General features: G+C 69.3%; 29 protein-coding genes and 1 tRNA gene. 15 read left to right on the forward strand and 15 right to left on the reverse strand.

Annotated features, from left to right (window positions below):
• Positions 1–66 precede the first annotated feature (66 nt).
• The gene (locus K6T84_RS07560; protein ID WP_225401348.1) at positions 67–795 is read right to left on the reverse strand and encodes a hypothetical protein; all 729 of its coding nucleotides are present in this window, start codon (positions 793–795) and stop codon (positions 67–69) included.
• On the reverse strand, positions 792–2,252 hold the full coding sequence (locus K6T84_RS07565) for an ADP-ribosylglycohydrolase family protein (RefSeq protein WP_225401347.1): 1,461 nt from the start codon (positions 2,250–2,252) through the stop codon (positions 792–794). The genes K6T84_RS07560 and K6T84_RS07565 overlap by 4 nt, the downstream gene beginning before the upstream one ends.
• Before the next feature lie 138 nt (positions 2,253–2,390).
• Between K6T84_RS07565 and K6T84_RS07570 the strand changes: the two genes are divergently transcribed.
• The 4 genes from K6T84_RS07570 (at position 2,391) to K6T84_RS07585 (ending at position 7,546) form a co-directional block, all read left to right on the forward strand.
• A complete protein-coding gene (locus K6T84_RS07570) occupies positions 2,391–3,014 on the forward strand; it encodes an ankyrin repeat domain-containing protein (protein ID WP_224864405.1) in 624 nt (207 codons plus the stop codon).
• Positions 3,015–3,048: 34 nt separating this feature from the next.
• Positions 3,049–3,921: an oxidoreductase gene (locus K6T84_RS07575; protein WP_225401346.1), complete on the forward strand. Its 873-nt coding sequence runs from the start codon at positions 3,049–3,051 to the stop codon at positions 3,919–3,921.
• 90 nt (positions 3,922–4,011) lie between these two features.
• A complete protein-coding gene (locus K6T84_RS07580; protein WP_225401345.1) occupies positions 4,012–6,378 on the forward strand; it encodes a lysylphosphatidylglycerol synthase transmembrane domain-containing protein in 2,367 nt (788 codons plus the stop codon).
• Between the two features lie 4 nt (positions 6,379–6,382).
• On the forward strand, positions 6,383–7,546 hold the full coding sequence (locus K6T84_RS07585) for an FAD-binding domain (protein ID WP_225401344.1): 1,164 nt from the start codon (positions 6,383–6,385) through the stop codon (positions 7,544–7,546).
• Between the two features lie 7 nt (positions 7,547–7,553).
• On the opposite strand, the gene K6T84_RS07590 is transcribed toward K6T84_RS07585, so the two are convergent.
• Genes K6T84_RS07590 through K6T84_RS07615 form a run of 6 tightly spaced genes read right to left on the reverse strand, consistent with a single transcriptional unit; the run spans position 7,554 to position 11,400 of the window.
• Positions 7,554–7,823, reverse strand: a complete 270-nt coding sequence (locus tag K6T84_RS07590; RefSeq protein WP_304621320.1) for a PIN domain-containing protein — start codon at positions 7,821–7,823, stop codon at positions 7,554–7,556.
• The gene (locus K6T84_RS07595; RefSeq protein ID WP_225401343.1) at positions 7,786–7,998 is read right to left on the reverse strand and encodes a type II toxin-antitoxin system VapB family antitoxin; all 213 of its coding nucleotides are present in this window, start codon (positions 7,996–7,998) and stop codon (positions 7,786–7,788) included. Before K6T84_RS07595 ends, K6T84_RS07590 begins: the two co-directional genes overlap by 38 nt.
• 20 nt (positions 7,999–8,018) lie before the next feature.
• On the reverse strand, positions 8,019–9,092 hold the full coding sequence (locus tag K6T84_RS07600; RefSeq protein WP_225401342.1) for a galactokinase: 1,074 nt from the start codon (positions 9,090–9,092) through the stop codon (positions 8,019–8,021).
• Positions 9,089–10,117 (reverse strand): galactose-1-phosphate uridylyltransferase, encoded by a 1,029-nt coding sequence (gene galT, locus K6T84_RS07605; protein ID WP_225401341.1) that lies wholly within the window; start codon positions 10,115–10,117, stop codon positions 9,089–9,091. The genes K6T84_RS07600 and galT overlap by 4 nt, the downstream gene beginning before the upstream one ends.
• The gene (locus K6T84_RS07610; protein WP_225401340.1) at positions 10,114–10,590 is read right to left on the reverse strand and encodes a DUF309 domain-containing protein; all 477 of its coding nucleotides are present in this window, start codon (positions 10,588–10,590) and stop codon (positions 10,114–10,116) included. Before K6T84_RS07610 ends, galT begins: the two co-directional genes overlap by 4 nt.
• Positions 10,591–10,611: 21 nt before the next feature.
• Positions 10,612–11,400, reverse strand: coding sequence for a class I SAM-dependent methyltransferase (locus K6T84_RS07615; RefSeq protein WP_225401339.1), 789 nt, complete (start codon positions 11,398–11,400; stop codon positions 10,612–10,614).
• A 102-nt stretch (positions 11,401–11,502) separates the two neighbouring features.
• Between K6T84_RS07615 and K6T84_RS07620 the strand changes: the two genes are divergently transcribed.
• Both K6T84_RS07620 and K6T84_RS07625 read left to right on the forward strand, forming a co-directional pair.
• Entirely contained in the window at positions 11,503–12,834 is a 1,332-nt protein-coding gene (locus tag K6T84_RS07620) for a serine/threonine-protein kinase (protein WP_225401338.1), read from the forward strand.
• Positions 12,835–12,875: 41 nt separating this feature from the next.
• Positions 12,876–13,307 (forward strand): pyridoxamine 5'-phosphate oxidase family protein, encoded by a 432-nt coding sequence (locus K6T84_RS07625; protein WP_225401337.1) that lies wholly within the window; start codon positions 12,876–12,878, stop codon positions 13,305–13,307.
• Positions 13,308–13,348: 41 nt separating this feature from the next.
• On the opposite strand, the gene K6T84_RS07630 is transcribed toward K6T84_RS07625, so the two are convergent.
• Positions 13,349–13,431, reverse strand: a tRNA-Tyr gene (locus K6T84_RS07630).
• Positions 13,432–13,509: 78 nt separating this feature from the next.
• Here K6T84_RS07630 and K6T84_RS07635 point away from each other — a divergent pair.
• The 5 genes from K6T84_RS07635 to K6T84_RS07655 are packed head-to-tail and all read left to right on the forward strand — an operon-like array spanning position 13,510 to position 17,756.
• The gene (locus K6T84_RS07635) at positions 13,510–14,001 is read left to right on the forward strand and encodes a YajQ family cyclic di-GMP-binding protein (RefSeq protein ID WP_225398402.1); all 492 of its coding nucleotides are present in this window, start codon (positions 13,510–13,512) and stop codon (positions 13,999–14,001) included.
• Between the two features lie 55 nt (positions 14,002–14,056).
• On the forward strand, positions 14,057–14,563 hold the full coding sequence (locus tag K6T84_RS07640) for a hypothetical protein (RefSeq protein WP_225401336.1): 507 nt from the start codon (positions 14,057–14,059) through the stop codon (positions 14,561–14,563).
• Positions 14,557–15,183 carry an RES family NAD+ phosphorylase gene (locus K6T84_RS07645; RefSeq protein ID WP_225401335.1) on the forward strand — a complete coding sequence of 209 codons (627 nt, stop codon included), beginning with the start codon at positions 14,557–14,559 and terminating at the stop codon, positions 15,181–15,183. Before K6T84_RS07640 ends, K6T84_RS07645 begins: the two co-directional genes overlap by 7 nt.
• Positions 15,184–15,229: 46 nt before the next feature.
• Positions 15,230–16,711, forward strand: a complete 1,482-nt coding sequence (locus K6T84_RS07650; protein ID WP_225401334.1) for a flavin-containing monooxygenase — start codon at positions 15,230–15,232, stop codon at positions 16,709–16,711.
• A 19-nt stretch (positions 16,712–16,730) separates the two neighbouring features.
• The gene (locus K6T84_RS07655) at positions 16,731–17,756 is read left to right on the forward strand and encodes an NAD(P)H-dependent glycerol-3-phosphate dehydrogenase (protein WP_225401333.1); all 1,026 of its coding nucleotides are present in this window, start codon (positions 16,731–16,733) and stop codon (positions 17,754–17,756) included.
• 131 nt (positions 17,757–17,887) lie between these two features.
• Here K6T84_RS07655 and K6T84_RS07660 read toward each other — a convergent pair whose 3' ends face one another.
• The 3 genes from K6T84_RS07660 to grcC1 form a co-directional block, all read right to left on the reverse strand.
• Positions 17,888–18,226, reverse strand: a complete 339-nt coding sequence (locus tag K6T84_RS07660; RefSeq protein WP_225401332.1) for a type II toxin-antitoxin system HicB family antitoxin — start codon at positions 18,224–18,226, stop codon at positions 17,888–17,890.
• Between the two features lie 162 nt (positions 18,227–18,388).
• The gene (htpX, locus tag K6T84_RS07665) at positions 18,389–19,237 is read right to left on the reverse strand and encodes a zinc metalloprotease HtpX (RefSeq protein WP_225398396.1); all 849 of its coding nucleotides are present in this window, start codon (positions 19,235–19,237) and stop codon (positions 18,389–18,391) included.
• Between the two features lie 73 nt (positions 19,238–19,310).
• Positions 19,311–20,327 (reverse strand): nonaprenyl/(2E,6E)-farnesyl/geranylgeranyl diphosphat synthase, encoded by a 1,017-nt coding sequence (gene grcC1 / locus K6T84_RS07670; RefSeq protein WP_225401331.1) that lies wholly within the window; start codon positions 20,325–20,327, stop codon positions 19,311–19,313.
• A gap of 21 nt (positions 20,328–20,348) precedes the next feature.
• Between grcC1 and menJ the strand changes: the two genes are divergently transcribed.
• Genes menJ through K6T84_RS07685 form a run of 3 tightly spaced genes read left to right on the forward strand, consistent with a single transcriptional unit; the run spans position 20,349 to position 22,760 of the window.
• Positions 20,349–21,581 (forward strand): menaquinone reductase MenJ, encoded by a 1,233-nt coding sequence (gene menJ / locus K6T84_RS07675; RefSeq protein WP_408066068.1) that lies wholly within the window; start codon positions 20,349–20,351, stop codon positions 21,579–21,581.
• A gap of 52 nt (positions 21,582–21,633) precedes the next feature.
• Complete coding sequence (locus tag K6T84_RS07680) at positions 21,634–22,311, forward strand: class I SAM-dependent methyltransferase (protein ID WP_225401330.1); 678 nt, start codon at positions 21,634–21,636, stop codon at positions 22,309–22,311.
• A gap of 5 nt (positions 22,312–22,316) precedes the next feature.
• Positions 22,317–22,760 (forward strand): nitroreductase family deazaflavin-dependent oxidoreductase, encoded by a 444-nt coding sequence (locus K6T84_RS07685; RefSeq protein ID WP_225401329.1) that lies wholly within the window; start codon positions 22,317–22,319, stop codon positions 22,758–22,760.
• Here the strand turns inward: K6T84_RS07685 and K6T84_RS07690 are convergent.
• Positions 22,757–23,446 (reverse strand): demethylmenaquinone methyltransferase, encoded by a 690-nt coding sequence (locus K6T84_RS07690; protein WP_225401328.1) that lies wholly within the window; start codon positions 23,444–23,446, stop codon positions 22,757–22,759. The two genes, K6T84_RS07685 and K6T84_RS07690, sit on opposite strands and share 4 nt — an antisense overlap.
• A 36-nt stretch (positions 23,447–23,482) precedes the next feature.
• Here K6T84_RS07690 and K6T84_RS07695 point away from each other — a divergent pair, with 36 nt between their 5' ends.
• Positions 23,483–24,121, forward strand: coding sequence for a DsbA family protein (locus K6T84_RS07695; protein WP_225401327.1), 639 nt, complete (start codon positions 23,483–23,485; stop codon positions 24,119–24,121).
• Here the strand turns inward: K6T84_RS07695 and K6T84_RS07700 are convergent, their stop codons facing one another.
• Positions 24,122–24,628, reverse strand: coding sequence for a DUF3592 domain-containing protein (locus K6T84_RS07700; RefSeq protein ID WP_408066069.1), 507 nt, complete (start codon positions 24,626–24,628; stop codon positions 24,122–24,124).
• A gap of 2 nt (positions 24,629–24,630) precedes the next feature.
• Complete coding sequence (menD, locus tag K6T84_RS07705; RefSeq protein ID WP_225401325.1) at positions 24,631–26,286, reverse strand: 2-succinyl-5-enolpyruvyl-6-hydroxy-3-cyclohexene-1-carboxylic-acid synthase; 1,656 nt, start codon at positions 26,284–26,286, stop codon at positions 24,631–24,633.
• Between the last annotated feature and the right edge of the window lie 2 nt (positions 26,287–26,288).

Raw genomic sequence — 26,288 nt, forward strand, 5'->3', positions numbered from 1 at the left:
AGTTATGAAGCCCCCGTGGGGAAGTGCTGTTACGTCGAATGTATCGGTGGGTACCGACAGGCCTGGCTACCCCTGCGGCAGGATGACCCCCGGTGGTGGGGTGATGTAGGCGAAGGACCCGATCGCCGGGGCCTCGTTGCGGAAGATGACGATGGCGCCGGATGTGTCCTTGGGAGACAACGCCACCTCCAGGGACAGCGCCGGCGCGTCGTCGTCGAGATCCATATTGAGATACACCGACGGCCGGCGCTCACGGTGGCAGCGCAGGATCAACTGATCGGCGAGGTGCTGGCCCTCGGCGCGGTAGCGCGGAATGGCGCTGACCGCCCTGGGCTGACGGTCTGCTTGCTCCATCAACTCCAGCGCCATGATCTGCGGTCCGGTCACGAACAGCCCGGCCGCCCAGAATGGCAGTGGAATGCCGGTGAGCCGGTCAGCCAGTTTGGCTTCGCACTCCTGGTTGTCGATCACGTAGTGGAGCACGAACTCCCGGCGGGCCAGCTCCTGCATCACCACACCGGCAGTGGCGCGGATGTACTCCTCGGCCTCGAGTGACCACAGCAATTGGTGGAAGCACGACTTGTACAGATCGTCGACCATGAAGTAGGCCGTGCTGACCAGCCACCCGTCGTCCATCTCACCCGCCAGCGCAGCCACCCGGCCGCCCAGTGCTGCGATGCTTTCCGCCCGGGCGTCCTCGTCGAGCGCTTCAAGACGGTCGGCCCCGGCGTTGATCGCCCCGAGCCGCGGATCCCAGAGGTAGGCAACGGTCCGAAAATCCCAGTCGGTGTTCATCGCTGCCCCGGAACCAACCGCTGCAGCGCCGCCCGAAACGCACGGTTCGGCCGCGCATCCGCCAGCACCGCACGCACATCGGCCAGTGCGTCGTCTATGTCGATGCCCTGCTTGCGCGCGCCGTAGAGCGCGGCGATGGTGGGGGTGCGGCTGTAGGCCTGCACGCAGTGCAGGAACACGGTGCGCCCCTCGGCGCGCAGCGCCTCGATCGCCTGCGCGGTGTCGAGCAGCACGAAGTCGAGGTTCGGGTTCTGCTCCGCCTCGTCCCTGTCGATCAGGCGCACGTCGAGCTGCGTTGCCCCGGAAGGGATATCGGTGTCGGCTACCCGGCACAGCGACACCACCGCGTCGATGCCCTCGGGCAGGTGGTGCAGCGCGGCCACCCCGCCGATCCACACCTTGTCGTCATGTGGATGCGCGACGATCTGGCGGGCCTCCGGGTAGCCGCCATAGCTGTAGTCGAAGGGTTTCGGCGCACCGTGGTCGATGATGTTCTCGCCCAGCTGGATCAGTCCACGGGTCGACAGCCCCGGCCAGCCGCACAGCAGCATCCGCCACCGCGACGGCACCGCCGATGCCCCGTAGACCGCGCCCAACAGTCCGCCGGCGATCGCGGCGACGGTGTCGGTGTCACCACCACCGCGCACCGCGGCCTCCAACGCCGACCGCAGATGGTCGACACCGAACACCCCGGCGGCCGGGTCCTGCTCGGGAACCGCCGTCGTGGTGATCGCCGACCAGGCACCCTGCAGCGCGGCGACCACCCACCCGTTGTTGTGGGTGAAGTCGCGCGGCTGGGCGTGTTCGGCCTCGTCGAGACGCTGCCCCCACAACTGCCTACGCTCGGTGTCCAAGTGCGCCAACCCGATTCGCACATTCATCTCGCCGGTCAGCACGGCGTGACGGATCGCGGTGCACCACAACACGCACGCGTCCCCGGCGTCGGGGTCGAAGTGGGTGAGCTCGCTGATCACCCGGGCGGTGGCGACCAGCCCCGCCTCGTCATCGAGGTAGGCCAGCGCCACCGGTGCGGTGCGCATCAGCGACCCGTTGCCCGCGGTGCGCCCGGAGCTGCGATGCAGGGCTTCGGACTCCTGCCGCGCGCTCTGGGCACCGATCCCGCGCCGGGCGGCAGCCGAGAGCACGGCCCGGGTCTGCACGCCGATGTCCTTGGCATTCTTCGACCACTCGTACCAGCGGGCGACGACGGCGTCCTGCGCCGGCTCGGATGCCAGATCGGCACCGGTGGCGGCGACCTCGGCGATCGCGATCGCCATCGACGTGTCGTCGGTCCATTCGCCGGGCGTGAACGCCCCCAACCCACCACCGATCATGTCGATCGGCTCACCCGGCCCGCGGGGCCCGTCGAACTCGTAGCCGGCACCCAAAGCGTCACCGGCAGCGGTGGCCAGCAGTGCGCCGCAGGCCCGGTCACGTTGTGCAACAGATAGTTCCATTGCGCCCCTTTCCCAGCAGTTGACTCCAGGGTATCGGCGGGTACCGACAGGTCCCGGTGCTCACGTTCGCCGACGGCGCTTGTCGGTGGGCCCGTCTAGGTTCTGGACATGGACGAACCACCGTTAGATTGGCCCGGCGTGCTGGAACCTTCATTGCTGTCGGAGGACCTGGTCACAGCCGGGCACCACCTGGCCGATCTGGCCGACGCCGGCGACTGGCCGGCGCTGCTCGACCTGCTCGCAAACACCCCGGCACTCAGCGTCAATCAGTGGCGGCCCGGGGGCGCCGAGTGGCTCACCCCGCTGCATCACGCCGCCTGTCACGGTGCGCCGGTGAAAGTCGTTGGCGCACTGCTCGAACGCGGTGCACTGCGCTGCCTGCGCGACGCGCGGGGTGCGACCGCGTACGACATCGCCGTCGAGGCCTGCCACCCGCCGGAGTTGACGACGTTGTTGGCGCCACCGCCGTCGCCGCTGTCGGACGAGCGGGTGCGCGCCCTGGACTCCAATCTGGAGTGGGCGATCGACGGCGCGATCCGCACCGCCCGGCTCTTCGAGGGCCACGATGACCACTCCCTGCGAACCCTGCTGCGCTATCCCCCGGTCACCGTGCTGCACGAGGCGGCCGGGGGGTCGGCGCGCTTCGCCATCCCGGGACTGCCCGGTGGAGTGGCAGTGACGTTGCGTCGCGGCTACCTGGAGGCCATCGGGGGCGAGCAGGTGCACGTCATCACCGAGCGCGGTGCGGTGCTGGTCTCATAGGGCGCGCGGTGAGCATCGCGGTAGCGTTTGGCGCATGGCATTCACCATCGGCGACACTCCCGATCAGCACGGCCGTACCTTCGTGGTCACCGGCGCCAACGGCGGCCTCGGTGAGATCGTCACCCGAACGCTGGGTGCCAAGGGCGCCACCGTGGTGATGGCCTGCCGCAACACCGCCAAGGCCCAGCAGATCGCCGACGACATCGGCGGCGACGTCACGGTGGCCGCGCTGGATCTGGGCAGCCTGGCCTCGGTGCGCGACTTCGCCGCGCAGCAGAGCCGGTTCGACGTGCTGATCAACAACGCCGGGATCATGAACATCCCGATGCGACGCACGGTCGACGGGTTCGAGACCCAGTTCGGGGTCAACCACCTGGGACATTTCGCGCTGACGGGGCTGCTGCTGGACCGCATCGGCGACCGGGTGGTGACGGTGTCGAGCATCGCGCACAAGCAGACCCCGAAGTTCTGGATCGACGACCTCAACTACGAGCACCGGTTCTACCAGCGCAACCTGGCCTACGCCCAGTCCAAGCTGGCCAACCTGATGTTCGCCCGCGACCTGCAACAACGGCTGGTCGCGGCCGGCTCGCCGCTACGCTCCTACTGCGTGCATCCCGGGGTGTCGGACACCGAGCTGTTCGACAGCGACAGGTCGCTGCCGGGCCTGGTCACCAAGTTCGGTATGGGGCTGATCGGCCAGCGGCCCGAGCGGGCCGCCGAGTCGATCCTGCTGGCCGCGACCACCGACGCCGACGTCGACACCTACTGGGGCCCGACGAAGCTGAACCAGGCCCGCGGCCCGGTGGGCCCGTGCCCGTCGAGCTCGTTGTCGAAAGATCAGCGGCTGTGGCGCCGGCTGTGGGAGGAGTCGGAGAAGATGACCGGGGTGCACTACCCGCTCTGATCGCCGACAAAATGGCGTGACACGCCCGCTCACCGGTTAAGTTGTGGCGAGCCGCGTCGGGAAGCGGCACCAGACGGAACGAAAGTGATCATGCGAGTTGAGGGGCGCGATGTCGCCGTCACCGGCAACCTATTGCAGCCGCTGGCCCGACGCACCAACGACATCCTGCGCCTGTTGCTGGCGGCCCTGTTCCTCGCCGCCGTCATCACCAGTTCCCTGGTCACCCGCTACGAATGGGTGGCACTGGAGCGGTCGATCTCCCAAATCATCGGGGTGCTCTCCCCCGCCCACGCCAACCTGGTCTATCTGGCCTACGGCATCGCGATCCTGGTGTTGCCGTTCGCGATCCTGATCGGCTTGGTGGCCTCGCGGCAGTGGAAGCTGCTGGGCGCCTACGCCGTCTCCGGGTTGCTGGCGGTGGTGTCGCTGTCCATCCGCAGCAACGGGCTGGCCGCCCCCGCCTGGCATTTCGACCTGTCCGAACGCCTGGCCACCACGCTGGCGCAGTTCCTCGACGACCCGCGCTGGATCGCGATGCTCGCCGCGATGCTGACGGTGTCGGGTCCGTGGCTGCCGGCCCGCTGGCGACGCTGGTGGTGGGTGCTGCTGCTGGCCTTCGTGCCGATCCACCTCGTGGTCAGCGCGATCGTGCCCGCCCGCTCGCTGCTCGGCCTGGCCGTCGGCTGGTTCGTCGGGGCCCTGGTGGTCCTGATCGTCGGCACCCCCGCGCTGGAGGTGCCCCTCGACGGTGCCGTGCGCGCGCTGGCCAGGCGCGGCCGCACCGTCACCGAACTGACCGTCGTCCGGCCGGCCGGCCCCGGCCCGCTGGTGCTGTCCAACGCCGGCGAGCACCCGGCCGTCATCGAGCTGTACGGGCCCAACCAGCGCAGCGGCGGCGCGCTGCGTCAACTCTGGCGCAAGCTGCGGTTGCGCACCACCGAGACCGCACCGCTGCACGCCTCCCTGCACCGCGCCGTGGAGCACCGCGCGCTGATGGCGATAGCGATCGGCGATGCGCACCTGGCCAACTCCGACACCGTCGCCGTCGCCTCCCTGGATCGCGGCTGGACGCTGTACGCGCACACTCCGAACCGCGGCGTCCCGATCGCGGACTGTGTGGCCGACACCCCGGTGAACAAGCCCTGGGAGTCGTTGGCCCGCCTGCACGATCAGCAGATTGCGCACGGCGATCTGCGCAGCAAGGAGATGACCGTCGACGACGGCACCGTGCTGTTCGGCGGGTTCGGCAACGCCGAGTACGGCGCCACCGTCACCCAGCTGCAGTCCGACATCGCCCAATTGTTGGTGACGACGTCGTCGCTGTACGACGCGGCCAGCGCGGTGCGTGCGGCAATCGGAAGCTTCGGCCGCACAGCGGTATTGGCGGCATCGCGACGACTCACCAAGTCGGCGATGCCGGCCCGGCTGCGCAAGGCGGTGCCCGACGTCGGCGCGGTGATCTCCGCCGCCCGCGACGAGGTCAAGCATCAGACCAACACCGATGAGATCCAGACCAAGACCATCACCCGGTTCACCCGCAGCCAGATCATCCAGCTGGCGCTGCTGGGCGGCCTGGTGTACGTCGCCTATCCGTTCATCAGCCAGGTGCCGACGTTCTTTTCCCAACTGCGGCATGCCAACTGGTCCTGGGCACTACTGGGACTGATCGTATCGTCGCTGACCTATGTGGGCGCCGCCGGTGCACTGTGGGCCTGCGCCAACGGCATGGTCAGCTTCCGCAATCTCGCGATCATGCAGGTGGCCAACACCTTTGCGGCCACCACCACCCCGGCCGGCGTCGGTGGCCTGGCGTTGAGCACCCGGTTTCTGGTCAAGGGCGGCCTGAGCACCCTGCGGGCCACCGCTGCGGTGGCACTGCAGCAGTCGGTGCAGGTGATCGTGCACGTGATCCTGCTGGTCATCTTCACCACCGCCGCCGGGGCCTCGGCGAATCTGTCGCACTTCGTGCCCAGCCCCAACCTGCTGTATCTGATCGCCGGTGTGGCACTGGGCCTGGCCGGCATCGTACTTCTGGTACCCAACCTGCGCCGGTGGTTGACCACCGCGCTGCGCCCCCGCCTGGCCGAAGTCACCTCCGACCTGATCGAGTTGGCCCGCGAACCCAAGCGGCTGGCGTTGATCGTGTTGGGTGCGGCCGGCACCACTTTGGGTGCGGCACTGGCGTTGTGGGCCAGCGTGGAGGCCTTCGGCGGCAACACGTCGTTTGTGACCGTCACCGTGGTGACCATGGTCGGCGGCACGCTGGCCGCGGCCGCGCCGACGCCCGGCGGGGTCGGCGCCGTGGAGGCCGCCCTGATCGGTGGGCTGGCCGCGTTCGGGGTGCCCGCCGCGCTGGCGGTGCCCTCGGTACTGCTCTACCGGGTGCTGACCTGCTGGCTGCCGGTGTTCATCGGCTGGCCGGTGATGCGGTGGCTGACCGATAACGAGATGATCTGAGCCGATGCGGATCGCGATCAGCGGTGCAGGAGTGGCCGGGACGGCACTCGCACACTGGTTGCACCGCACCGGTCACACCCCGACCGTGATCGAGCAGGCCCCGGCCTTCCGGTCCGGCGGCTACATGATCGACTTCTGGGGCGTCGGATACACCGTGGCCCGCCGCATGGGCATCGAGGCAGCGCTCCTAGAAGCGGGCTATGAGATCGAGTCCGTGCGGACCGTCGGCGCTGACGGCAACCCCGTTGCAGCCTTGGACACCAACGTCTTTCGGCACCTGCTCGGCCAGGATTTCACCAGCCTGCCCCGCGGGGACCTGGCCGCCACCATCCGCGCCACCATCGCCGATGACGTCGAGATGATCTACGGCGACACCATCACCGCCGTCAACGAGCACGACGACGGCGTGGCGCTGACGTTCGCACACGCCGGACCGCGTGACTTCGACCTGCTGATCGGCGCCGACGGCCTGCACTCGAACGTGCGCCGGCTGGTGTTCGGCCCGCACCGCGACTTCGAGCACTACCTGGGCTGCAAGGTCGCCGCCTGCGTCGTCGACGGCTACCGGCCCCGCGACGAACTGACCTACGTCACCTACGCCGTGCCCGGCCGGCAGGCGGCACGGGTGGCATTGCGCAACGACCGCACCATGTTCCTGTTCGTCTACCGCGACCCGTCCGCCGAGGTCGACGCCGACCCGAAAGCCGCGTTGCGCAACCAGTTCGGGGATGCCGGATGGGAGTGCCGGCAGATGTTGGACGCGCTCGACCGCACCGAGGACCTCTACTTCGATGTGGTCAGCCAGGTCCGCATGGAGCGCTGGTCGCGGGGGCGGGTGCTGCTGGTCGGCGACGCCGCCGGGTGCATCTCACTGCTGGGCGGTGAGGGCACCGGCCTGGCGATCACCGAGGCCTATGTACTGGCCGGCGAGCTGCGCGACGGCGACCACCGGCGGGCCTTCGAACGCTACGAAACCCGGCTGCGGCCATTCATCGAGAGCAAACAGGGCGGGGCCCGCCAATTCCTCGGGTTCTTCGCCACCCGAACACGATTCGGGCTGTGGTTTCGTCGCGCGGCGATCCGGGCGATGAACCTTCGGCCGCTGGCCAACCTGCTCGCCGGCGGGGTGCGCGACGACTTCGACCTGCCCGACTACCGGATCACCTGATCTCGTCTCAGCGCAGCGCGATGGCGGCGATCAGGCAGTCGTTGATGCTGCGGACGGTCCGGCCCGAGCGTCGCGCCGCACGGAAGATGTCGGCGGCCGAACGAAAGTCACGTGCCGGCTCGACTGCCAGCGACTGCAAACCGTTGACCAGGCGCTCGAGTCTGCCGTACCTGGTGTCCGTGGTCGCCCCGGCCAAGATCTCCATCGCTACCGGCTCGCAGGTCACCACCTGATCCGGCTCATCGGATGCCGCCGGGCGATTCACTCCGTAGTTCATCGAGGTCACCGTCCCAGCCGATGCCCTCGAGGCCGAGCAGGAATTCACGACTCAGGGGGGTGCCGACCAGGCGCCGCAAGGCGAGATCCACGGCCGCCTTCTTCGTCGTCACACCGAAGCGACGCATCACCTCAGCGGTGAGTTCATCATCGAGATCGATATTGGTGCGCGCCATACACCAAAAATATACTTAAATCACCCGGCCCCGGCGGCCGCGAACACCCGGCTGAAGTCCGGCTCGTCGTAACCCGCCTGCATGACCGCGCTACGCACCGCATCGCCGACCTTGAGCGTCAACTCGGCCGGCACCAACGCGATCACACAGCCGCCGAATCCGCCGCCGGTCATCCGGGCACCCAACGCCCCGGCGGCCACCGCGGCGTCGGCGATCAGATCGATGTGCTCGGTGGTGATCTCGAAGTCGTCGCGCATCGAGGCGTGCGACTCGGTGAACAGCCTCCCCGCCGCGGCGAAGTCCAATTCCGCGCACGCGGCGACCAAGTCCAGCACCCGTTCGTTCTCGGTCAGCACGTGGCGGGCGCGGCGCGCATCGACCGGATCGGTGATAGCCGCCAGCACGTCGACGCCGCGGTGCTGCACCTCGCGCAGCGATGTCACGCCCAGCGCGGCGGCGGCCCGTTCACAGGAGGCCCGCCGCGCCGCGTACTCGCCGTCGACGTGGCCGTGCCGCTGCCCAGAGTCGAACAGCAGCAGCGCCACCCCGGAGGCATCCGGGTCGAACGGCACCGGGTGCACTGCGAGGTCGCGGAAGTCGATCAGCATCGCGCTGGCCACCTCCCCGAACAGTGACGACAGCTGATCCAGCAAACCCGTTGGGGCGCCGACATAGTCGTTCTCGGCGCGCTGCCCGAGCCGGGCCAGCTCGATCCGGTCGATCGGCACCCCCGACGTCAGCGCCCCCAGTACCGCGCACTCCAGCGCCGCCGAGGACGACAGCCCCGACCCGATCGGCACGTCACTGCTGATCGACATGGTTCCGCCGGACACCGCGAAACCGCTGTCGCGTAGCGCCCACACCACCCCGGCGACATAGGCCGCCCAGCCCGTCACCCCACCCGGGGTGGTGTCCAGCGGGATGCGCACCGGCCCGTCGGCGTGGTCGGAGACGACGGTGAGGTCGTCGGAGTCGTCGGGGTCGAAGATGACACTGGTGCGCTGCGGCAACGCGATCGGCAACGCGAAACCGCCGTTGTAGTCGGTGTGTTCGCCGATCAGGTTGACCCGGCCCGGCGCGGAGTAGGCGATCACAGCGCACGCAGCCTGGCGGCGACGGACTCCGGGGTGACGTCGGCGATGAACGCGTCCATCGCCGACTCCGAGGCGGCCAGATATTTCAGTTTGGTGGCGCTGCGTCGAATCGACATCAACTCCACGTGGAAATACCCGTCGGCCTGTTCACCGGTGTCACGGTACTGGTGCAGTGCGGCCATGTAGGGCAGCGGGGCGTCGTAGAGCCGGTCAAAGCGTCCCAACAGATTTCGGTAGATCTCCGCAAAGTCGTCCAGCTCGTCCTCGGTCAGCTCGGTCAGGTTGTGCACCCGCCGATTCGGGTACAGGTGCACCTCCACCGGCCAGCGCGCCGCGTACGGCACAAACGCGGTGAACCCCTCGGTGCGCGCCACGATCCGGGAACCGTCGGCCACCTCGGCGGCCAGCAGATCGGCGAACAGGTTGGTGCCGTGAGCGATCCGATTCTCGCGGGCCTGAGCCAGCATGGCCGCGGTGCGCGGGGTCAGGAACGGATACCCGTAGATCTGGCCGTGCGGATGGGCCAGCGTCACCCCGATCTCCTCACCGCGGTTCTCGAAGCAGAACACCTGCTCGATCTCCTTGCGCGCCAACAGCTCAGCGGTGCGATGCCGCCACGCCTGCACCACCAGCCGGGCGTGCTCCGCCGGCAGTTCGGCGAACGAGCCGGTGTGATCCGGCGAGAAACAGATCACCTCGCAGCGGCCGTTGTCCCCCGCCAGGCTGGGGAACCGGTTCTCGAAGACCACCACGTCGTAGTCGGCCGCGGGCACCTCACTGCTGCGACCCGTCGGACCCGGGCACAGCGGACACGCGTCGGCGGGCGGCTTATAGGTTCGGTCCTGGCGCTGCGCGGCGATGATCACCCACTGTCCGGTGGCGCGGTCGAAACGCAGCTCCGACGGCTCGGGATCACGTGGCGGCAGCGGGCGGCGGTCGGCCACCGGGGCCGGGGTGTGGCCGGGCAGGCTGAAGAACAACAGCTCACGTCCGTCGGCCAGCGTCCAGCGGCTCGGGCCGCTCACACGACCAACCGGGGGCACAGGCGCTGCGGGTCGATCGTCACGCCCGCGGCCAGGTCGTCGGCCAGAGCGGCGGCGAAACGCAGCAGGCCGGTCAGGTCGATCCCGAACGGCGCCGGAGCGCGCAGCCCGGCCAGATGGTCGGCGCCGCGGCGCAGCAGGCTCACCGCGCCGGTGACGTTGCCGCGCTGGACGTGGGTGACCCCGACGGCCAGCTGCGCCAGGCCCTGCCACAGGTCACGCTCGGCGTCGGGCCGGTGTTTCCAGGCGGCCTCCAGCACCTCGTGGGCGTTGAACGCCAACCCGTCGTCGAGCAGCAGCTGCGCGTAGGCCAGCGTCTGCGACGGCGGCAGGTCCAGGTCGTCGGGCACGCCCTGCACGCCACCCTGGGCGCCACGCGGCAGCGGTCGTCCCAGCCGGTCACGCGGGCGGGCGTTGCGGGGGCGTCCCGCGTCGTCGCGGTCGCGAGTGCTCACCCGTCCATCATCGCAAGTGCGTCACGCCGCCGGCTTGGTGGCGATGACCTCGATGGCGGCCATGTTGTCGCTGTGGCGGCGGAACGTGGCGCGCATGTTGAGCACGCGGGCCCGCGCGTCGGAGTCACGCAGCACGTTGAACACGAACCGCAGCGCGCCCAGCAGGCCCTCGTCGGCGATCAGCCGGTGCGGCTCCAGCAGCGCCATCGGCGCGAACGACGTCTTCTCCACGGTGAAGCCGGCCTGGGTGAGTAGCTCGGTCCACTCCGCGGCGGTCAGCGGGCGCGCGTTGACCTTGATGGAGCGGGCCAGCGCGGTGCGGACCTCCTCCTTGACGGCCTCAGGCACGTCGGCGGGTTGCAGCACCATCTCGTGGATGGCGTAGCGGCCGCCCGGCCGCAGTACCCGGAACGCCTCGCGCATGATCTCCGCCTTGTGCGCGTTGGTCTGCATGGTCAGCATCGCCTCGCCGATGACGACGTCGGCGCTGCCGGCAGCCAAGCCGGTCTCCGATGCCTCGCCGGTGACCACCTTGCCGTGGTCGCCCACCACCGAGCGGACCACACCGGCGGCGTTCTCGTCGGCCTCGACGCCGGTGTAGGTGCCCGGGGCGTGCGCCAGGATCTCCTTGGCGGTGCGGCCCATGCCGGGGGCGAGTTCGACGACGTCGGCGTCGGACAGCTGCGCGTCGGCCAGCATGCGGTGGGTCAGGCCGAGCCCGCCGGGCCGCAGGACACGTTTGCCGAGCCGGGCGAACAGCCAGTGGCCGGGGAGATCAGCGGTCTTGCGGTCGGGCAGGGGAAGTGTCATGCGGCGAAGGTTAGCCTAACCAGCCTTGTGTTCGCTAGAGGACTTTAGACCTTAGGCGTCCGTTAAATGAGGGTTGTCGGTGGTCGGGGATAGCTTCACGGCATGCTCACCGCGGGTTCCACCTTCGCCGGCTATCGCATCGTGCGTTTGCTGGGGTCCGGCGGCATGGGCGAGGTCTACCTGGCCGAACACCCACGCCTGCCCCGCCGAGACGCGCTGAAGGTGTTGCCTGCCGCGGTCTCGGCCGACCCGGCATTCCGGGAGCGGTTCAACCGCGAGGCCGACCTGGCGGCCACGCTGTGGCACCCACACATCGTCGGGGTCCACGACCGCGGCGAGTACCAGGGCCAGCTCTGGATCGCCATGGACCACGTCGACGGTTCCGACGCGGCTCACCGGCTGCGCCGGACCCGGCGCGGGCTGCCGCGTGGACTGGTGGTCGAGATCGTCGCCGCCGTCGGCGAGGCTTTGGACTACGCCCACCAGCGCGGCCTGCTGCACCGCGACGTCAAGCCGGCGAACATCCTGCTGACCGACGAAGACGAGGATGAGGCCCGAATCATGTTGGCGGACTTCGGGATCGGCTTGCGGGTGGCGGAGGTCAGCGGCCTGACGTCGACGAACATGGTGGTCGGCACACTGCTCTACGCCGCGCCCGAGCAGCTGCGCGGCGAGCCGCTGGACGGCCGGGCCGACCAGTACGCGCTGGCCGCCACCGCCTATCACCTGCTCACCGGCAAACCGCCGGTGCGCCTCAATCCGGCCGCTCTCGAGCCGGCCCTGGCCCGGGCCCTGGCCGAGGATCCGGCCAGGCGGTACGACAGCTGCACCGAGTTCGCCACCGCGTTGCGGGCGGGGTCGCTCGCGATGCTTCCGATCGCCGCGCTGGCTCCGCGGAAGCCCCGGCGCCGGCTCCGCAAGGGCGTCGGCCTGTCGGCGGCCGCGTTCCTGGCGCTGTATCTGATCGGCAGCACCGACTCGAACCCGTCGCCGTCGCCGGTCGCCGCACCGGTGACCTCCACGACCACCGTCACCACCGCGATCACTACGGCGATCACCACGGTGGCACCGCCGGAGACGACGACCGTGACCGCCATGGCGCCGACCACCGTGCCGCCCACCACCACCGCTCCACCCACCGGGTCGCCCATGCTCGGGCTGGCAGCGACCGACATCGGGCCAACCATCCCCGCCGGCGCCTACGCCGTCCCCCAAGCGATGCCTTACGGCACCTACGTGGCCGACGTCGGCCCCAGCGGGTTGTGCACCTACTCCGTCCTCGACTCACGCGACCGCGTCGTCGAGTCGGGTTCGCGGGTGATCGCGCTCGGTACGCCGACGGTCGAGATCGACCCGCGGGCCGCCTACGGCACGTTCGTCAGCTTCGGCTGCACGCCGTGGACCCGGATCAAGCCACTGTCGCCGGACTGGTAGCCCGGTGGAATACCTCGCCGGCCGCACTCGTTCGAGCCCACATGCCCACACCCTTCACCGAAGCCGAACGTCAGCAGTTCCTGGCCGACAAACACGTCGCCGTCCTGTCCGTCGCCGCCACCGGCGGGCGCCCCCCGGCCAGCGTCCCGATCTGGTACGACTACACCCCCGGCGGTGTCATCCGGGTCAACACCGGCGCCGGCACCCGCAAAGCGAAGCTCATCGAGCAGGCCGGCGCGGTGACCCTGGTGGTGCAGCGCGAGGAGCTGCCGTATCAGTACGTCATCGTCGAGGGCAGCGTCGTCGACGTGGCCAATCCCGCCCCACTCGACCAGCGCGAGACCATCGCGATCCGCTACCTGGGCGAGGAGGGCGGTCGCGCCTTCGCGGCGGCAATGGATGGCGACTCCTCGGTGATCTATTCGATCCGGCCCGACCGGTGGATCACCGCGGACTTCTCCGACGAGCTGTAGAAACCACTCAGGCCCCCTTGAAAAAGGGGGCCTGATCTGGGTGGCAGGTACAGGATTCGAACCTGTGTAGGCTTTCGCCGACGGATTTACAGTCCGCTTCCATTGGCCGCTCGGACAACCTGCCGTATCGCGCCTAGCAGACTACAACGAGGATGTACCCCGAGTACAAACCGGCCAGCCATCAACGAGAAGGGACGGATCCATGGCGGATTCATCGTTCGACATCGTCAGCAAGGTGGATCGCCAGGAGGCCGACAACGCCTTGAACCAGGCCGCCAAGGAGCTGGCCACCAGGTTCGACTTCCGCGGCACCGACACCACGATCGCCTGGAAGGGCGAGGAGGGCATCGAGCTGGTCAGCTCGACCGAGGAGCGCGTCAAGGCCGCCATCGACGTGTTCAAGGAGAAGCTGATCCGCCGCGACATCTCGATGAAGGCGTTCGACGCCGGCGAGCCGCAGGCCTCCGGTAAGACCTACAAGGTCAGCGGAACCCTCAAGCAGGGCATCGACAGCGAGAACGCGAAGAAGATCACCAAGCTGATCCGCGACGAGGGCCCCAAGGGTGTCAAGGCGCAGATCCAGGGCGACGAGATCCGGGTGTCGTCGAAGAAGCGCGACGACCTGCAGGCCGTCCAGGCACTGCTGAAGGGCGCCGACCTCGAGGTGGCGTTGCAGTTCGTCAACTACCGCTGATAGTTCGATTCGTGCGCCATCGCCTAACGCACGAATCGCATGTAAAATCGAGGTCGTGACCACAGTCGAGGATCTGACCGTCGCGACGCAGCGCGTCCGGGAGAGCGCGCACGCCGTGGGCGTCGCGCTGTCGTCGGTCAGCGTGTACGCCGAGCCGGCCATCACCCGGGCGGTGCAGGCCGAGCAGAACCTCTACAACGGGATCGAAGCCGAATTCGGCATGTTGACCAGCAGCGAAGCCGGAAGGCTGATGGGGTCACGTTCCAGCGCGCCGCGCAACCATGCCACCGTTGCGCACCGCAACAAGGCGCTGGTCGCGATCCGCCGCGGCAGCCATCTGGTCTATCCCGGATTTCAGTTCGGGCCGGACGGCCAGCCGTTGGCCGTCATCGCCCGACTGCGCGAGGTGGCCGCGGCCAACGACTGGTCCGAGGCGGGCCTGGTGCAGTGGCTGTGCGCGCCGACGACGTACTTCGACGGAGACCGGCCCGTCGACCACCTCATCACCGACCCGGAACGCGTTACGGAAGTGGCGGCCGAAGACTTCGCCATCTCATGGTGACCGGGCCGCCCAGCCCGTTCGACCCGGACATCGCCGTCCTGCCCGCCGCTGAGCTGCTGTATCGCGTGATGACGGCTACCCGCACCGCGACCGAATTCAACCCTGGGGTGGGCGGTTCAACGCGATTCGCGTTCTTCGGCAAGCCGGTGGTGCCGGTCATGTACGCCGCCGACAGCGAAATGGCGGCCATCGCCGAGACGTTGCTGCACGACATCCCGGTCGAGGGAGGCCTCCTTCCCTACGACAAGTACTCCAACAAGGCACTGGTGCGCGTCGAGACGACCCGGGACCTGCGGGTCGCGGTGCTGCACGGCCTGGGTCTGCGGCGGCTGAAGACCACCGCCACGGAGCTGACCGCCGGCCCGGCGTCCAGCTACCCCGACACCGTGAAATGGGCACAGGCCGCACACACGATCGGCCTCGACGGCATGGTGTGGATGTCGCGAAAGTGTAATGACGCGAAGGCCTACGTGTTTTTCGGCGACCGGTGCGGAGCTTCGGCGCCGGCCTTCGTCCAGGATCCTTCGCACGCACGTATTTTCGCCAGCCCCGCTGACCAGATCTGGCTGATCGATCGCTGCGCTCCCCTGCACGTCGACGTACTGCTCGAGCCCCGCTGACCCATTCCCTGACCGGGCCGCTGGGCCCATGCCTACGCTGGGTGCCATGACAATCGAGGATGCCGTCGACGTCGTCATCATCGGTGCGGGTATCTCCGGCATCGGGGCCGCCTACCGCATCGCCGAACGCAACCCCGGCGCCAGCATGGTGATCCTGGAGCGCCGGGAGCGCATCGGTGGCACGTGGGACCTGTTCCGCTATCCCGGTGTGCGCTCGGACAGCAGCATTTTCACGCTCTGCCTGCCGTATGAGCCGTGGACCGGCCGCGAACGGGTCGCCGACGGCACCGAGATCCGCGAGTACCTGACCGACGCCGCCCGCAAGCACGGCATCGACAAACTCATCCGGTTCAACAGTCACGTCCAGGCGGCCGACTGGGATTCGTCGACGGACACCTGGGTGGTGACGGTGGCGGACGGGACCACTGGGGCTTCGAAGACCTACCGCGCCCGGTTCGTTTTCTTCGGGTCCGGTTACTACAACTACGACGACGGCTACACCCCGGACTTCCCGGGTGTCGAGACGTATCAGGGCACGGTGGTGCATCCGCAGCACTGGCCCGAGGATCTGGACTACTCCGGCAAGAGGGTGGTGGTGATCGGCAGTGGCGCCACCGCGATGTCGCTGGTGCCGGCGCTGGCTGAGCAGGCAGGTCACGTCACCATGCTGCAGCGCACGCCGACGTATCTGATCTCGGCCTCGAAGTACAGCACGTTCGTCGACGTTCTGGTAAAACTGTTGCCGCGCAAGGTGGCTCACCCGATCATCCGGTTCATCATGGCGCTGTTCGAGGGCGTGATCTGGTTCCTGGCCCGCAAGACGCCTCCGGTGCTGAAGTGGATGCTGCGCCAGACGGCCGTGCGGAACCTGCCGGCGGGATACGACGTCGACAAGCACTTCAAGCCGCCGTATGAGCCGTGGGACCAGCGGCTGTGCCTGATCCCCGACGCCGACCTCTACGCCGAGATCAGCGCCGGGCGGGTGGACGTGGTCACCGACCGGATCGATCACTTCGACGCCACCGGTATCGCGTTGCAGGGCGGTGGGCACCTGGACGCCGACGTGATCGTGACCGCCACCGGGCTTCAGCTGCAGGCTCTCGGCGGCGTGCGGATCAGCTTGGACGGCACCGAGATCAAGCCCACCGACCGATTCGTCTACAAGGCGCACATGCTCCAGGGCGTGCCGAACCTGTTCTGGTGCGTGGGCTACACCAACGCCTCCTGGACGCTGCGCGCCGACATGACCGCACGTGCTACCGCAAAGCTGCTGGAGCACATGGCTTCTCGCGGGTATACCCACGCCTACCCGCATATCGGTGACGAGCCGATGGCCGAGAAGTCGGCGTGGGACATCCAGGCCGGATACGTGCTGCGGGCGCCGCACGCGCTGCCGCGCTCGGGTACCAAGCGGCCCTGGAACGTGCGGCAGAACTACTTCGCCGACGCCCTGGACTACCGCTTCGACCGGATCGAGGAGTCGATGGTGTTCGGGCGGGCCGGCGAAAGCGTGCCACTGGCCGGCTAGCCCGAGGTAACTTCGCTGCATGGCAGCTGCTACCCGCACCCCCAAGGTCGTCGTCCTCGGCGGCGGATCGTTCGGCACCACGGTGGCGTCCATCTGCTCACGACGCGCGCCGACGCTGCAGTGGGTGCGATCGGATTCGACCGCCGCCGACATCAACGACAACCGCCGCAACAGCCGCTACCTGGGCGACGAGGTGGAACTCAGCGAGACCCTGCGCGCCACCACTGATTTCGCCGAGGCTGCGCACAGCGCCGACGTGGTGGTGATGGCGGTGCCGTCGCACGGGTTCCGCGGCGTGCTCGAAGAGTTGGCCGCCGAGCTGCGGCCGTGGGTGCCGGTGGTCTCGCTGGTCAAGGGCCTCGAGCAGGGCACCAACATGCGGATGTCCCAGATCGTCGACGAGGTTCTGCCCGGGCATCCCGCTGGGATTCTGGCCGGCCCGAACATCGCCCGGGAGGTGGCCGAAGGTTATGCCGCGGCGGCCGTGCTGGCGATGCCCGACCCGGGCCTGGCGTGCGAGCTGGCGTCGCTGTTCCGCACCAAGCGGTTCCGGGTCTACACCACCGACGACGTGGTCGGGGTCGAGATGGCCGGCGCGTTGAAGAACGTCTACGCGATCGCCGTGGGAATGGGCTACTCGCTGGGGATCGGCGAGAACACCCGGGCGATGGTGATGTCGCGGTCGGTGCGCGAGATGTCCAAGCTCGGTGAGGCGATGGGCGGGGCGCGCGACACGTTCTCCGGGCTGGCGGGCATGGGGGATCTGATCGTCACCTGCACCAGCCAGCGCAGCCGCAACCGCTACGTCGGCGAGCAGTTGGGCTCCGGCAAGTCGGTCGACGAGATCATCGCGTCGATGAACCAGGTCGCCGAGGGCGTGCGGGCGGCCAGCGTGGTCATGAAGTTCGCCGCGCAGTACGGACTGAGTATGCCGATCGCCCGCGAGGTCGACGGCGTGATCAACCACGGCTCGACCGTCGAGCAGGCCTACCGCGGGCTGATCGCCGAGACACCCGGGCATGAGGTGGAGGGCACCGGGTTCTAGGTCCCCTTGCCCCTTGCCCCTTGCCTCAGCCCCCTTGGCCCCTTGGCCCCTTGCCCCGCCTGCCACAGGCGCCACTTGCGTATCTCAGCGGACGGGGTGAGATGAGTTCAAATCGGATAGCGCCGGCGATATCACCAGTCCAGCAGGCCGCTCGGCGGACGGTCGGCCAACTTCTGCACCATCCAGTGGTTCATCGACACGTTCTGGTCGGCGGCCTCGACCGCGAGGCGGGCGTGCAGCGACGGTGACGTCCGGACCAGGATGTTGCCGCTGAACTTCTTGTCGGTGATGGGCGGCGGTACGGATTCGCCGTCGTCCTCGGCCAGGCGTTCGTCGACGGCCTGCTCGACGCCGGCGATGGCGTCGCGCAGGGTCGGGGCCCAATGCGTCAGCCAGGGCATCTCGACGCAGCGGGCGACATATTCGTCGTACTCACGGGACCATTCCGCGCGGTACGTGTAATGGTTCATGCCCCGTAGTAGCGCATGCGCTATCTGATTCGTTAAGACATCCGTCCACAGGTCCGGGGGCGGAAGTGGCGGGTGGGGCGCCCGGGACGCGCAAGGGTGACGGTGCGAATCGCCCGGGACGCGCGAGGGTGACGATGCGAATCGCCCGGGACGCGCGGCGCGCTATCCCCGGGCCATGTCCTCAAGCCGCCGAATCCGGTCGGCCATCGGCGGGTGGGTGGCGAACAGCTGGCCCACCTTCTCCCCCGCCCGGAACGGGTTGGCGATCATCAGGTGCGACTGGCTGGCCAGCTGCGGCTCGGGCGGCAACGGCGCGGCCTCCACCCCGTCGGAGATCTTGCGCAGCGCCGAGGCCAGCGCCAGCGGGTCACCGGAGAGCACAGCGCCGGACTCATCGGCCTGGTACTCCCGCGACCGCGACACCGCCATGCGCACCACCGACGCCGCCAGCGGCCCCACCAGCATGACCAGCATCATCGCCAGCGGGTTGCCGTCGCGGCGGTTGCCCATGAACATCGCCATGTTGGCCAAGCCGGTGATCACCGACGCCAGCGCCCCGGCCACACACGAGATCAGGATGTCGCGGTTGTACACGTGCGACAGCTCGTGGCCCAGCACCGCCCGCAGCTCACGCTCGTTGAGCAGCCGCAGGATCCCGCTGGTGCAGCACACCGCGGCGTGACGGGGGTTGCGTCCGGTGGCGAACGCGTTGGGCGCGTTGGTGTCACTGATATACAGCCGCGGCATCGGCTGATGCGCCAAGGTGGCCAGCTCCCGCACAATCCGGTACATCTCCGGCGCCTGAACCTCGGTGACCGGCTGGGCCTGCATGGCCCGCAACGCCAGCTTGTCGCTGTTGAAGTAGGTGTAGGCGTTCATCGCCACGGCGAACAGCACCGCCATCCACATGGCGTTGCGGCCGAACAGACTGCCGACGGCGACGATCAATCCCGACATGACAAGCAGCAGAAAGAACGTCTTCGCCGTGTTGTGATGCGGATGCCAGGTCATCGACTTCCTCCTTGAAGAACGACCATCGTGCCCATTAAACGCCGCCGCGGTCGCACGAGTTCCGCAATCGTGGTCAGCCGTCTCGATTGACGGTGTAGTCGACCAGGCTGGCCAGCGCCGCGCGCCCCACACAGTCGGGCAGCGCCGCGAGCTCGGCGCGGGCCTGCTCGGCGTAGTCGGCCACCGTCTGCTTGGCCTTGGCCATCCCCGACGAGCGGCGCAGCAGCTCCAACGCCTCGGCCACCAGCGCGTCGTCCTCCAGCGGCCCGACCAGCAACTCACGCAACCGATCGCCGTCCGGCCCGCCATCCTGCAGCGCATAGAGCACCGGCAGGGTGTGCACACCCTCGCGCAGGTCGGTGCCGGGCAGCTTGCCGGACTCGTCGGGCTCGCTGTCGATGTCGATGATGTCGTCGGCGATCTGGAATGCGGTACCCACGATCCCGCCGAGGCGGGCCAGCCGCTCGATCTGATCGTCGTCGGCGCCGGAGAACGTCGCACCGAACCGGCCGGACGCCGAGATCAGGCACGCCGTCTTCTCGTAGACCACCTTGAGGTAGTGCTGGACGTCGTCCACACCGTCGACAGCACCGCGGGTCTCCCGCATCTGCCCGGTCACCAGCTGGGCGAAGGTCTCGGCGATGATCCGCACCGCCTCGGGCCCCAGCCGCGACACCAGCCGCGAGGCCGTGGCGAACAGGTAGTCACCCGCCAGGATGGCGATGTTGTTTCCCCAGCGAGCATTCGCACTCGGTGTCCCACGGCGGATCTGCGCCTCGTCCATCACGTCGTCGTGGTAGAGCGTCGCCAGGTGCACCAGCTCGATCACCGCGCCGGCGACCGTCACCTGCCAGGCGTCCGGCTCCGGGCCGAGCTGGGCAGACAACACCGTGAACAACGGGCGGAAGCGCTTGCCGCCGGCGTCGAACAGGTGAGTGACCGCCTCGGTCATCAGCTCGTCGCCGCCGCGCAGCTCGGTGTCCATCAGTTCTTCGATGCGCGCCACGCCGTCGCGGACACTGCCCGCGAACGACGGGTCGCCCAAGCCCCCGAAGTCCAGTCCCGCCACCACATTCGCCGGTGTCCTCACGGGTCCAACATACTGGTGAGTGTGAATTCCAGCGCTGACACGGTGGCCGATGTGGTGGTAGTCGGCGCCGGACCAGCGGGCTCAGCGGCGGCGGCATGGGCTGCACGTGACGGCCGGGACGTCCTGGTGATCGACACCGCGGCCTTTCCGCGGGACAAACCCTGCGGCGACGGGCTGACGCCGCGTGCCGTCGAACAGCTCGAATTGCTGGGGCTGGGCGAGTGGCTGGACAGCCACATCCGTCATCGCGGTCTGCGGATGGCCGGCTTCGGCGGCGAGGTCGAAGTGGACTGGCCCGGCCCGTCATTCCCGTCGACCGGCAGCGCCGCGCCGCGCACCGAACTCGACGACCGGATCCGCAAGGTCGCCGAGGAGTCCGGAGCCCGAATGCTGTTGGGCGTCAAGGCCGTCGACGTCCAGCGGGGTACCGACGGCCGGGTGCGTTCGGTGGTGTTGGCCGACGGCACCGAGGTCGGCTGCCGGCAGCTGATCGTGGCCGACGGCGCCCGCTCCACGCTGGGCCGGGTGCTGGGCCGCCAGTGGCATCAGGAGACGGCGTACGGGGTGGCCGCCCGCGGATATCTGGCCTCGCCGCGCAGTGACGAGCCGTGGCTGACCTCGCACCTGGAACTGCGCTCACCCGAGGGGGCGGTGCTGCCGGGGTATGGCTGGATCTTCCCGTTGGGCAATGGCGAGGTGAACATCGGCGTCGGCGCGCTGGCCACCGTCAAGCGGCCGGCCGACGTGGCGCTGCGACCGCTGATGTCCTACTACGCCGACCTGCGCCGCGAGGAGTGGGGCTTCGAGGGCCCGGTGCGCGCTCCGGCCAGCGCGCTGCTGCCGATGGGAGGCGCGGTCTCGGGGGTGGCGGGGCCGAACTGGATGCTGATCGGCGACGCCGCGGCCTGCGTCAACCCGCTCAACGGCGAGGGCATCGACTACGGCCTGGAGACCGGGAAGCTGGCGGCCGACATGCTGGACTGCCCGGACCTCACCCACGCCTGGCCGGAGTTGCTGGCCGCCCGCTACGCCCGCGGGTTCTCGGTGGCCCGGCGGCTGGCGCTGCTGCTGACCTTCCCGCGGTTCCTGCCCGCCACCGGCCCGGTGGCGATGCGTTCGACGACGCTGATGCGGGTGGCGGTGCGGGTGATGGCCAACCTGGTCACCGACGACGATGCCGACCTGGTGGCGCGGGCCTGGCGGGGCGGGGGCCAGTTGTCGCGGCTGGTGGACCGTCGTAAGCCGTTCGCCTGAGACGGGTATCAGGACCGTTGACATGTATCAGTTTAATTGATATACCGGACCGATGAGTGAATCATTGAGTCTTCAGTTCGACGCCGCCTACCGGGGTGAGACCGAGCAGATGGGTAGCTTGGGCGGCAAACCACCGTGGAGCATCGGGGAGCCCCAACCCGAGCTGGCCGCACTGATCGCCGCGGGCAAGTTCCACGGCGACGTGCTCGACGTCGGCTGCGGCGAGGCCGCCATCTCGCTGCACCTGGCCGCGCGGGGGCACACGACGGTGGGCCTGGACAGCTCGCCCACCGCCATCGACCTGGCCCGCGCCGAAGCCGCCGAACGCGGCCTGACCAACGCCACCTTCGAGGTCGCCGACATCAGCAACTTCACCGGCTATGACGGCCGGTTCGGCACCATCGTCGACTCCACGCTGTTCCACTCGATCCCGGTGGAGGCCCGCGAGGGCTACCAACAGTCGATCGTGCGGGCCGCCGCGCCGGGGGCGTCGTACTTCGTGCTGGTCTTCGACAAGGCCGCCATCCCGCAGGGCCCGCCGTTCGCGGTGACCGACGACGAGCTGCGCGACGTGGTCTCGAAGTACTGGGTCATCGATGACATCACGCCGGCCCGGCTGCACGCGGCCTTCCCCGAGGAGTTCCTCGGGTTCGGCGGCCAGCCGCTGCGCGACGAGGGTAATGGCCGCAAGTCGGCTGCGGGCTGGCTGCTCTCGGCACACCTGGGCTGAAGACCATGACCACGCCCAAGCCCCCGCGCTGGCTCAAGCTGGTCAACAAACTGATGATCGGCCTGCAGCGGCTGGGCGTGCCGACCGGCCCGCCGATGGTGCTGACCGTGCCGGGCCGCAAGTCCGGTCAGCCGCGCAGCACCCCGATGACGCCGTTCATCCTCGACGGCGAGCTCTACACCGTGGCGGGTTTCCCGAACGCCGACTGGGCGCTCAACGCCCGCGCCGCCGGATCGGGCACACTGCGCCACGGCCGCAAGAAACGCCAGGTCCGCATCGTGGAGCTGTCGGCGGAGGCGGCCCGCCCGGTGCTGCGGGAGTTTCCGGTGCAGGTGCCCGTCGGCGCGGGGTTCCTCAAACGCGCCGGGCTGGTCCGCGAGGGCACACCCGACGAGGTCGAGGCGCTCGCCGGACAGATCGCGGTGTTCCGGTTCGACGCCGTCGACTAAGCCGGCTTGATGCCGGTGTGCAGCGCGACGATGCCGCCGGTGAGGTTGCGCCAGCTCACCTGCGACCAGCCCGCCTCGCCGATCCGGCCGGCCAGCGTCGCCTGATCCGGCCAGGCCCGAATCGACTCGGCGAGATAGACGTAGGCCTCCGGGTTGGACGACACCGCGCGGGCCACCGCGGGCAGCGCCCGCATCAGGTACTCCTTGTAGGCGGTGGCGAACACCGGCACCGTCGGCGTGGAGAACTCGCACACCACCAGCCGCCCACCGGGCTTGGTCACCCGGGCCATCTCGCGCAGGCCCGCGGTGTGGTCGACGACGTTGCGCAGCCCGAAGCTGATCGTCACCGCGTCGAACACCCCGTCGTCGAACGGCAGCTTGGTGGCGTCCCCGGCGACCTTGGGCACGTCGCGCCGGTGGCCGGCGGCCAGCATGCCGACCGAGAAATCCACCGCCACACACCACGCGCCGGACTTGGCGAGCTCGACGGTGGACACCGCGGTGCCGGCGGCCAGGTCGAGCACCTTCTCCCCCGGCTGCAGGCCGAGCGCCTTGCGGGTGGCACGACGCCAGGCGCGGTCGCGGCCCAGCGACATCACGGTGTTGGTGACGTCGTAGCGGCGCGCGACTCCGTCGAACATCGACGCGACCGCACGGGGGTCTTTGTCCAGGCTGGCGCGGTTCACGGCGTCGACGCTACCCGGGCCGATAGGGTTGGCCGCATGCGGTCTTGGCTGGGCACATTGGCAACACTGGTGATAGTCGGCGGCGCTTTGGCAGGCCCGGCGGCGGCGGACCCACCGGGTACCGCGCTCAGCCCCGACCACTTCGGGGTGCTGGCCGGCTCGGCGTCCGCCCCGGTACAGCTGGAGATCTTCTGCGACCCGCAGTGCCCCGAATGCGCCAAATTCGAATCGGCCTCCGGCGACGACCTGGGCCGGCACCTGGCGGCCGGGGACGTCGCGGTCACCTACCGGTGGATGACGTTTCTGGACGCCCGCCGGGGCAACGACGTCTCCGCCCGGGTCGGCAACGCGCTGATGGCGGCGGCTGATCCGGCCACCTCGGCCGCGAGCTATCAGGGGTTCGTCGGTGAGCTGTATCGCCGGGGCGGCGCACCGAGCTTGCAAGACGTCGCTGACACCGCCCGCGATGCCGGACTGGCCGCGCCGGTGGTGGAGCGGATCGCATCCGGGCAGCCGGCCGTCGACCCTGGGTCGATGAACGCCTACAACCGCGTCCAGCTGCTGGCGGCCAACCCGGAAAAGCCCGGCACCCCAACGGTGTACGACGCCACCAACCATGCCCTGGTGGACACCGACGATGCAGGTTGGCTGGACCGGCTGACCCACGGCAGCTGATCAGGTGGCGCGGTCGCCCCACCGTCGTTCGGCGAACGCCAATCCGACCAGCGCCGCGACACCGACCAGCCAGGCGATCACCGCGACCGATCCGGCCGGAATCACCGCCAGCACCGCGGTGCGATGCTGCACCCGCACCAGGTCGGGGTCGGACTTGTCGTATTCGACGTAAATACGCATCCCCGTTGCCAATTCGGACGGGTAGAGCACTCCGAGCTCGGGGCGGTAGGTGATCCGCTCGGGCGTCACGAACTCGATGGTGGAGCGCCGGAAACCCGCGTTGAGGACCTCGGCGGCGGCCACCCCCATGTTGCGTTCGATGGCGATGTCGTTGCGCCAGGCCCCGGCCACCAGCAGCGCCGACTGCAGCGTCACCAGCGCCACCAGGATCAGCACACCCATCCGTGCCCCGCGCAGCACCCGGCCGGCGATCGAATCCGGCGCCACCACGCCCTCGCCGTGAACCGCCCTGTCCAGCAAGGGTTTCAACGCCCGATAGTCCGGCATCCTCACAACGCGGCCCTGATCGCCGCGTGCAGCGCCCGCAGCGACGATCGGTCGGCCTTGACCTCGAGCACCCGCATACCGGCGGAGGGCTCGGCCAGCGCGGCGGGCAGCGCGTCGACGCTGTCGATCTGCGCGAAATCCACGTGATAGGCGCGGCACAACGCACCCACATCGACGTCGTGCGGGGTGCCGAAGATGCGCGACGAGACGTCGGCGAAGCGCGGGTCGCCCTGCTCGAGCAGTTCGAAGATGCCGCCGCCGTTGTCGTTGGACACCACGATGGTCAGCGCGCGCGGCGTGGGCTCGGTGGGCCCGATCAGCAGCCCGGAGCTGTCGTGGACGAACGTCAGGTCACCGATCAGCGCGATGGTGCGTGCGTCGGGGTGGGTCCGTTCGTGCGCCAGCGCCGCCCCGATCGCCGTCGACACCGTGCCGTCGATACCGGCCACCCCGCGGTTGGAGCGCACCGTGATGTCGCGGGCCGCCACGAAGTTGCCCAGCCCGACCAGGGCGGCGTCGCGCACCGGGTTGGAGGCGCCCAGCACCAGCTGGTCGCCGGGACACAGGGCGCCGGCGACGGCGGCGGCCACATGCAGGCCGGTGGTGAGCGGATGCGCCGCCAGCTGGTCTTTCACCGCGGCGCCGGCGGCCCGGTTCAGCTGCTCGCAGCGGTCCAGCCAGGCCTTGTTCGGCGTTCCGGTGGTGACGGCCCGGGTTCCGGTGGCCTGCGAATTGCCGGATACGTCCGGCCAGCGCGGCCCGGTGGTCAGGGCGAACACCGGCACGCTCGGGTCTGCCAAAAGGCTCGACACCGGGCGGTGCAGGGTGGGCCGGCCGACCATGATGACCTGTTGCGGGCGCAGCATTGGCAGCGCAAGCGGGTGCAACGCATTCGCCGGGGCGGGGGCGGTGGGTTCGGCGACCGTGGGCAGCGCCGCCAAGTTCGGGTGCGCACCGGCACCGTGCCCGGCGATCACGACGGTGTCCGGGGTCAGGTCGATCTCCAGCGGTTGATCGAAGCTGACCGGCGGGGTGTAGGTCCAGGACCGACCCTCCGGGCGGCCGGGCGGCAGGGCTCCGTCGTCGTCAGGCTCGGGAACCAGCGGCTCGCGCAACGGGATGTCGAACTGCACCGGTCCGGCGTTGGCGGTGCGAGATCCGGTGGCGGCCACCAACACTCGACACGTCGCCGAACGCCAGGTGGCGTTGAGGGCGTCCATGCGCTCCGGGGCCTCCTCGGCCAGGCCCAGGCTGATCGTGGCGCGCACCTGGGTGCCGAAGTAGCCCAGCTGCTCCATGGTCTGATTGGCCCCGGTGCCCAGCATCTCGTAGGGCCGGTTGGCGCTGAGCACGATCAACGGCACCCGCGCGTAGTTGGCCTCCACCACCGCGGGACCCAGGTTGGCCACCGCCGTGCCGGAGGTCATCGCCACGCACACCGGCGCGCCGGCGCTGACCGCCAGGCCGATCGCCAGGTAGCCGGCGGTGCGCTCGTCGATGCGCACGTGCAGGCGCAGCCGGCCGGCCCGGTCGGCGTCGTGCAGCGCGAACGCCAGCGGGGCGTTGCGCGATCCCGGGCACAGCACCACGTCGCGGACGCCGCCGCGGATCAGTTCGTCGACGACGATGCGGGCCTGTGCCGTCGAGGGGTTGGTCATCG

The sequence above is a fragment of the Mycobacterium zoologicum genome, from assembly GCF_020181635.2.
Classification (GTDB): Bacteria; Actinomycetota; Actinomycetes; order Mycobacteriales; family Mycobacteriaceae; genus Mycobacterium; species Mycobacterium zoologicum.

Excerpts from the sequence above, each read along its gene's own strand:
- K6T84_RS07695 (WP_225401327.1), top strand. The coding sequence starts at position 23,483 with ATGCGGTCTTGGCTGGGCACATTGGCAACACTGGTGATAGTCGGCGGC.
- K6T84_RS07650 (WP_225401334.1), top strand. The coding sequence starts at position 15,230 with ATGACAATCGAGGATGCCGTCGACGTCGTCATCATCGGTGCGGGTATC.
- K6T84_RS07565 (WP_225401347.1), bottom strand. The coding sequence starts at position 2,252 with ATGGAACTATCTGTTGCACAACGTGACCGGGCCTGCGGCGCACTGCTG.
- K6T84_RS07560 (WP_225401348.1), bottom strand. The coding sequence starts at position 795 with ATGAACACCGACTGGGATTTTCGGACCGTTGCCTACCTCTGGGATCCG.
- K6T84_RS07580 (WP_225401345.1), top strand. The coding sequence starts at position 4,012 with ATGCGAGTTGAGGGGCGCGATGTCGCCGTCACCGGCAACCTATTGCAG.
- K6T84_RS07625 (WP_225401337.1), top strand. The coding sequence starts at position 12,876 with ATGCCCACACCCTTCACCGAAGCCGAACGTCAGCAGTTCCTGGCCGAC.
- K6T84_RS07655 (WP_225401333.1), top strand. The coding sequence starts at position 16,731 with ATGGCAGCTGCTACCCGCACCCCCAAGGTCGTCGTCCTCGGCGGCGGA.
- K6T84_RS07615 (WP_225401339.1), bottom strand. The coding sequence starts at position 11,400 with ATGACACTTCCCCTGCCCGACCGCAAGACCGCTGATCTCCCCGGCCAC.
- K6T84_RS07620 (WP_225401338.1), top strand. The coding sequence starts at position 11,503 with ATGCTCACCGCGGGTTCCACCTTCGCCGGCTATCGCATCGTGCGTTTG.
- K6T84_RS07685 (WP_225401329.1), top strand. The coding sequence starts at position 22,317 with ATGACCACGCCCAAGCCCCCGCGCTGGCTCAAGCTGGTCAACAAACTG.
- menD (WP_225401325.1), bottom strand. The coding sequence starts at position 26,286 with ATGACCAACCCCTCGACGGCACAGGCCCGCATCGTCGTCGACGAACTG.
- htpX (WP_225398396.1), bottom strand. The coding sequence starts at position 19,237 with ATGACCTGGCATCCGCATCACAACACGGCGAAGACGTTCTTTCTGCTG.
- K6T84_RS07700 (WP_408066069.1), bottom strand. The coding sequence starts at position 24,628 with ATGCCGGACTATCGGGCGTTGAAACCCTTGCTGGACAGGGCGGTTCAC.
- K6T84_RS07680 (WP_225401330.1), top strand. The coding sequence starts at position 21,634 with ATGAGTGAATCATTGAGTCTTCAGTTCGACGCCGCCTACCGGGGTGAG.
- K6T84_RS07595 (WP_225401343.1), bottom strand. The coding sequence starts at position 7,998 with ATGGCGCGCACCAATATCGATCTCGATGATGAACTCACCGCTGAGGTG.
- K6T84_RS07585 (WP_225401344.1), top strand. The coding sequence starts at position 6,383 with ATGCGGATCGCGATCAGCGGTGCAGGAGTGGCCGGGACGGCACTCGCA.
- K6T84_RS07660 (WP_225401332.1), bottom strand. The coding sequence starts at position 18,226 with ATGAACCATTACACGTACCGCGCGGAATGGTCCCGTGAGTACGACGAA.
- K6T84_RS07635 (WP_225398402.1), top strand. The coding sequence starts at position 13,510 with ATGGCGGATTCATCGTTCGACATCGTCAGCAAGGTGGATCGCCAGGAG.
- K6T84_RS07575 (WP_225401346.1), top strand. The coding sequence starts at position 3,049 with ATGGCATTCACCATCGGCGACACTCCCGATCAGCACGGCCGTACCTTC.
- K6T84_RS07645 (WP_225401335.1), top strand. The coding sequence starts at position 14,557 with ATGGTGACCGGGCCGCCCAGCCCGTTCGACCCGGACATCGCCGTCCTG.
- K6T84_RS07590 (WP_304621320.1), bottom strand. The coding sequence starts at position 7,823 with ATGAACTACGGAGTGAATCGCCCGGCGGCATCCGATGAGCCGGATCAG.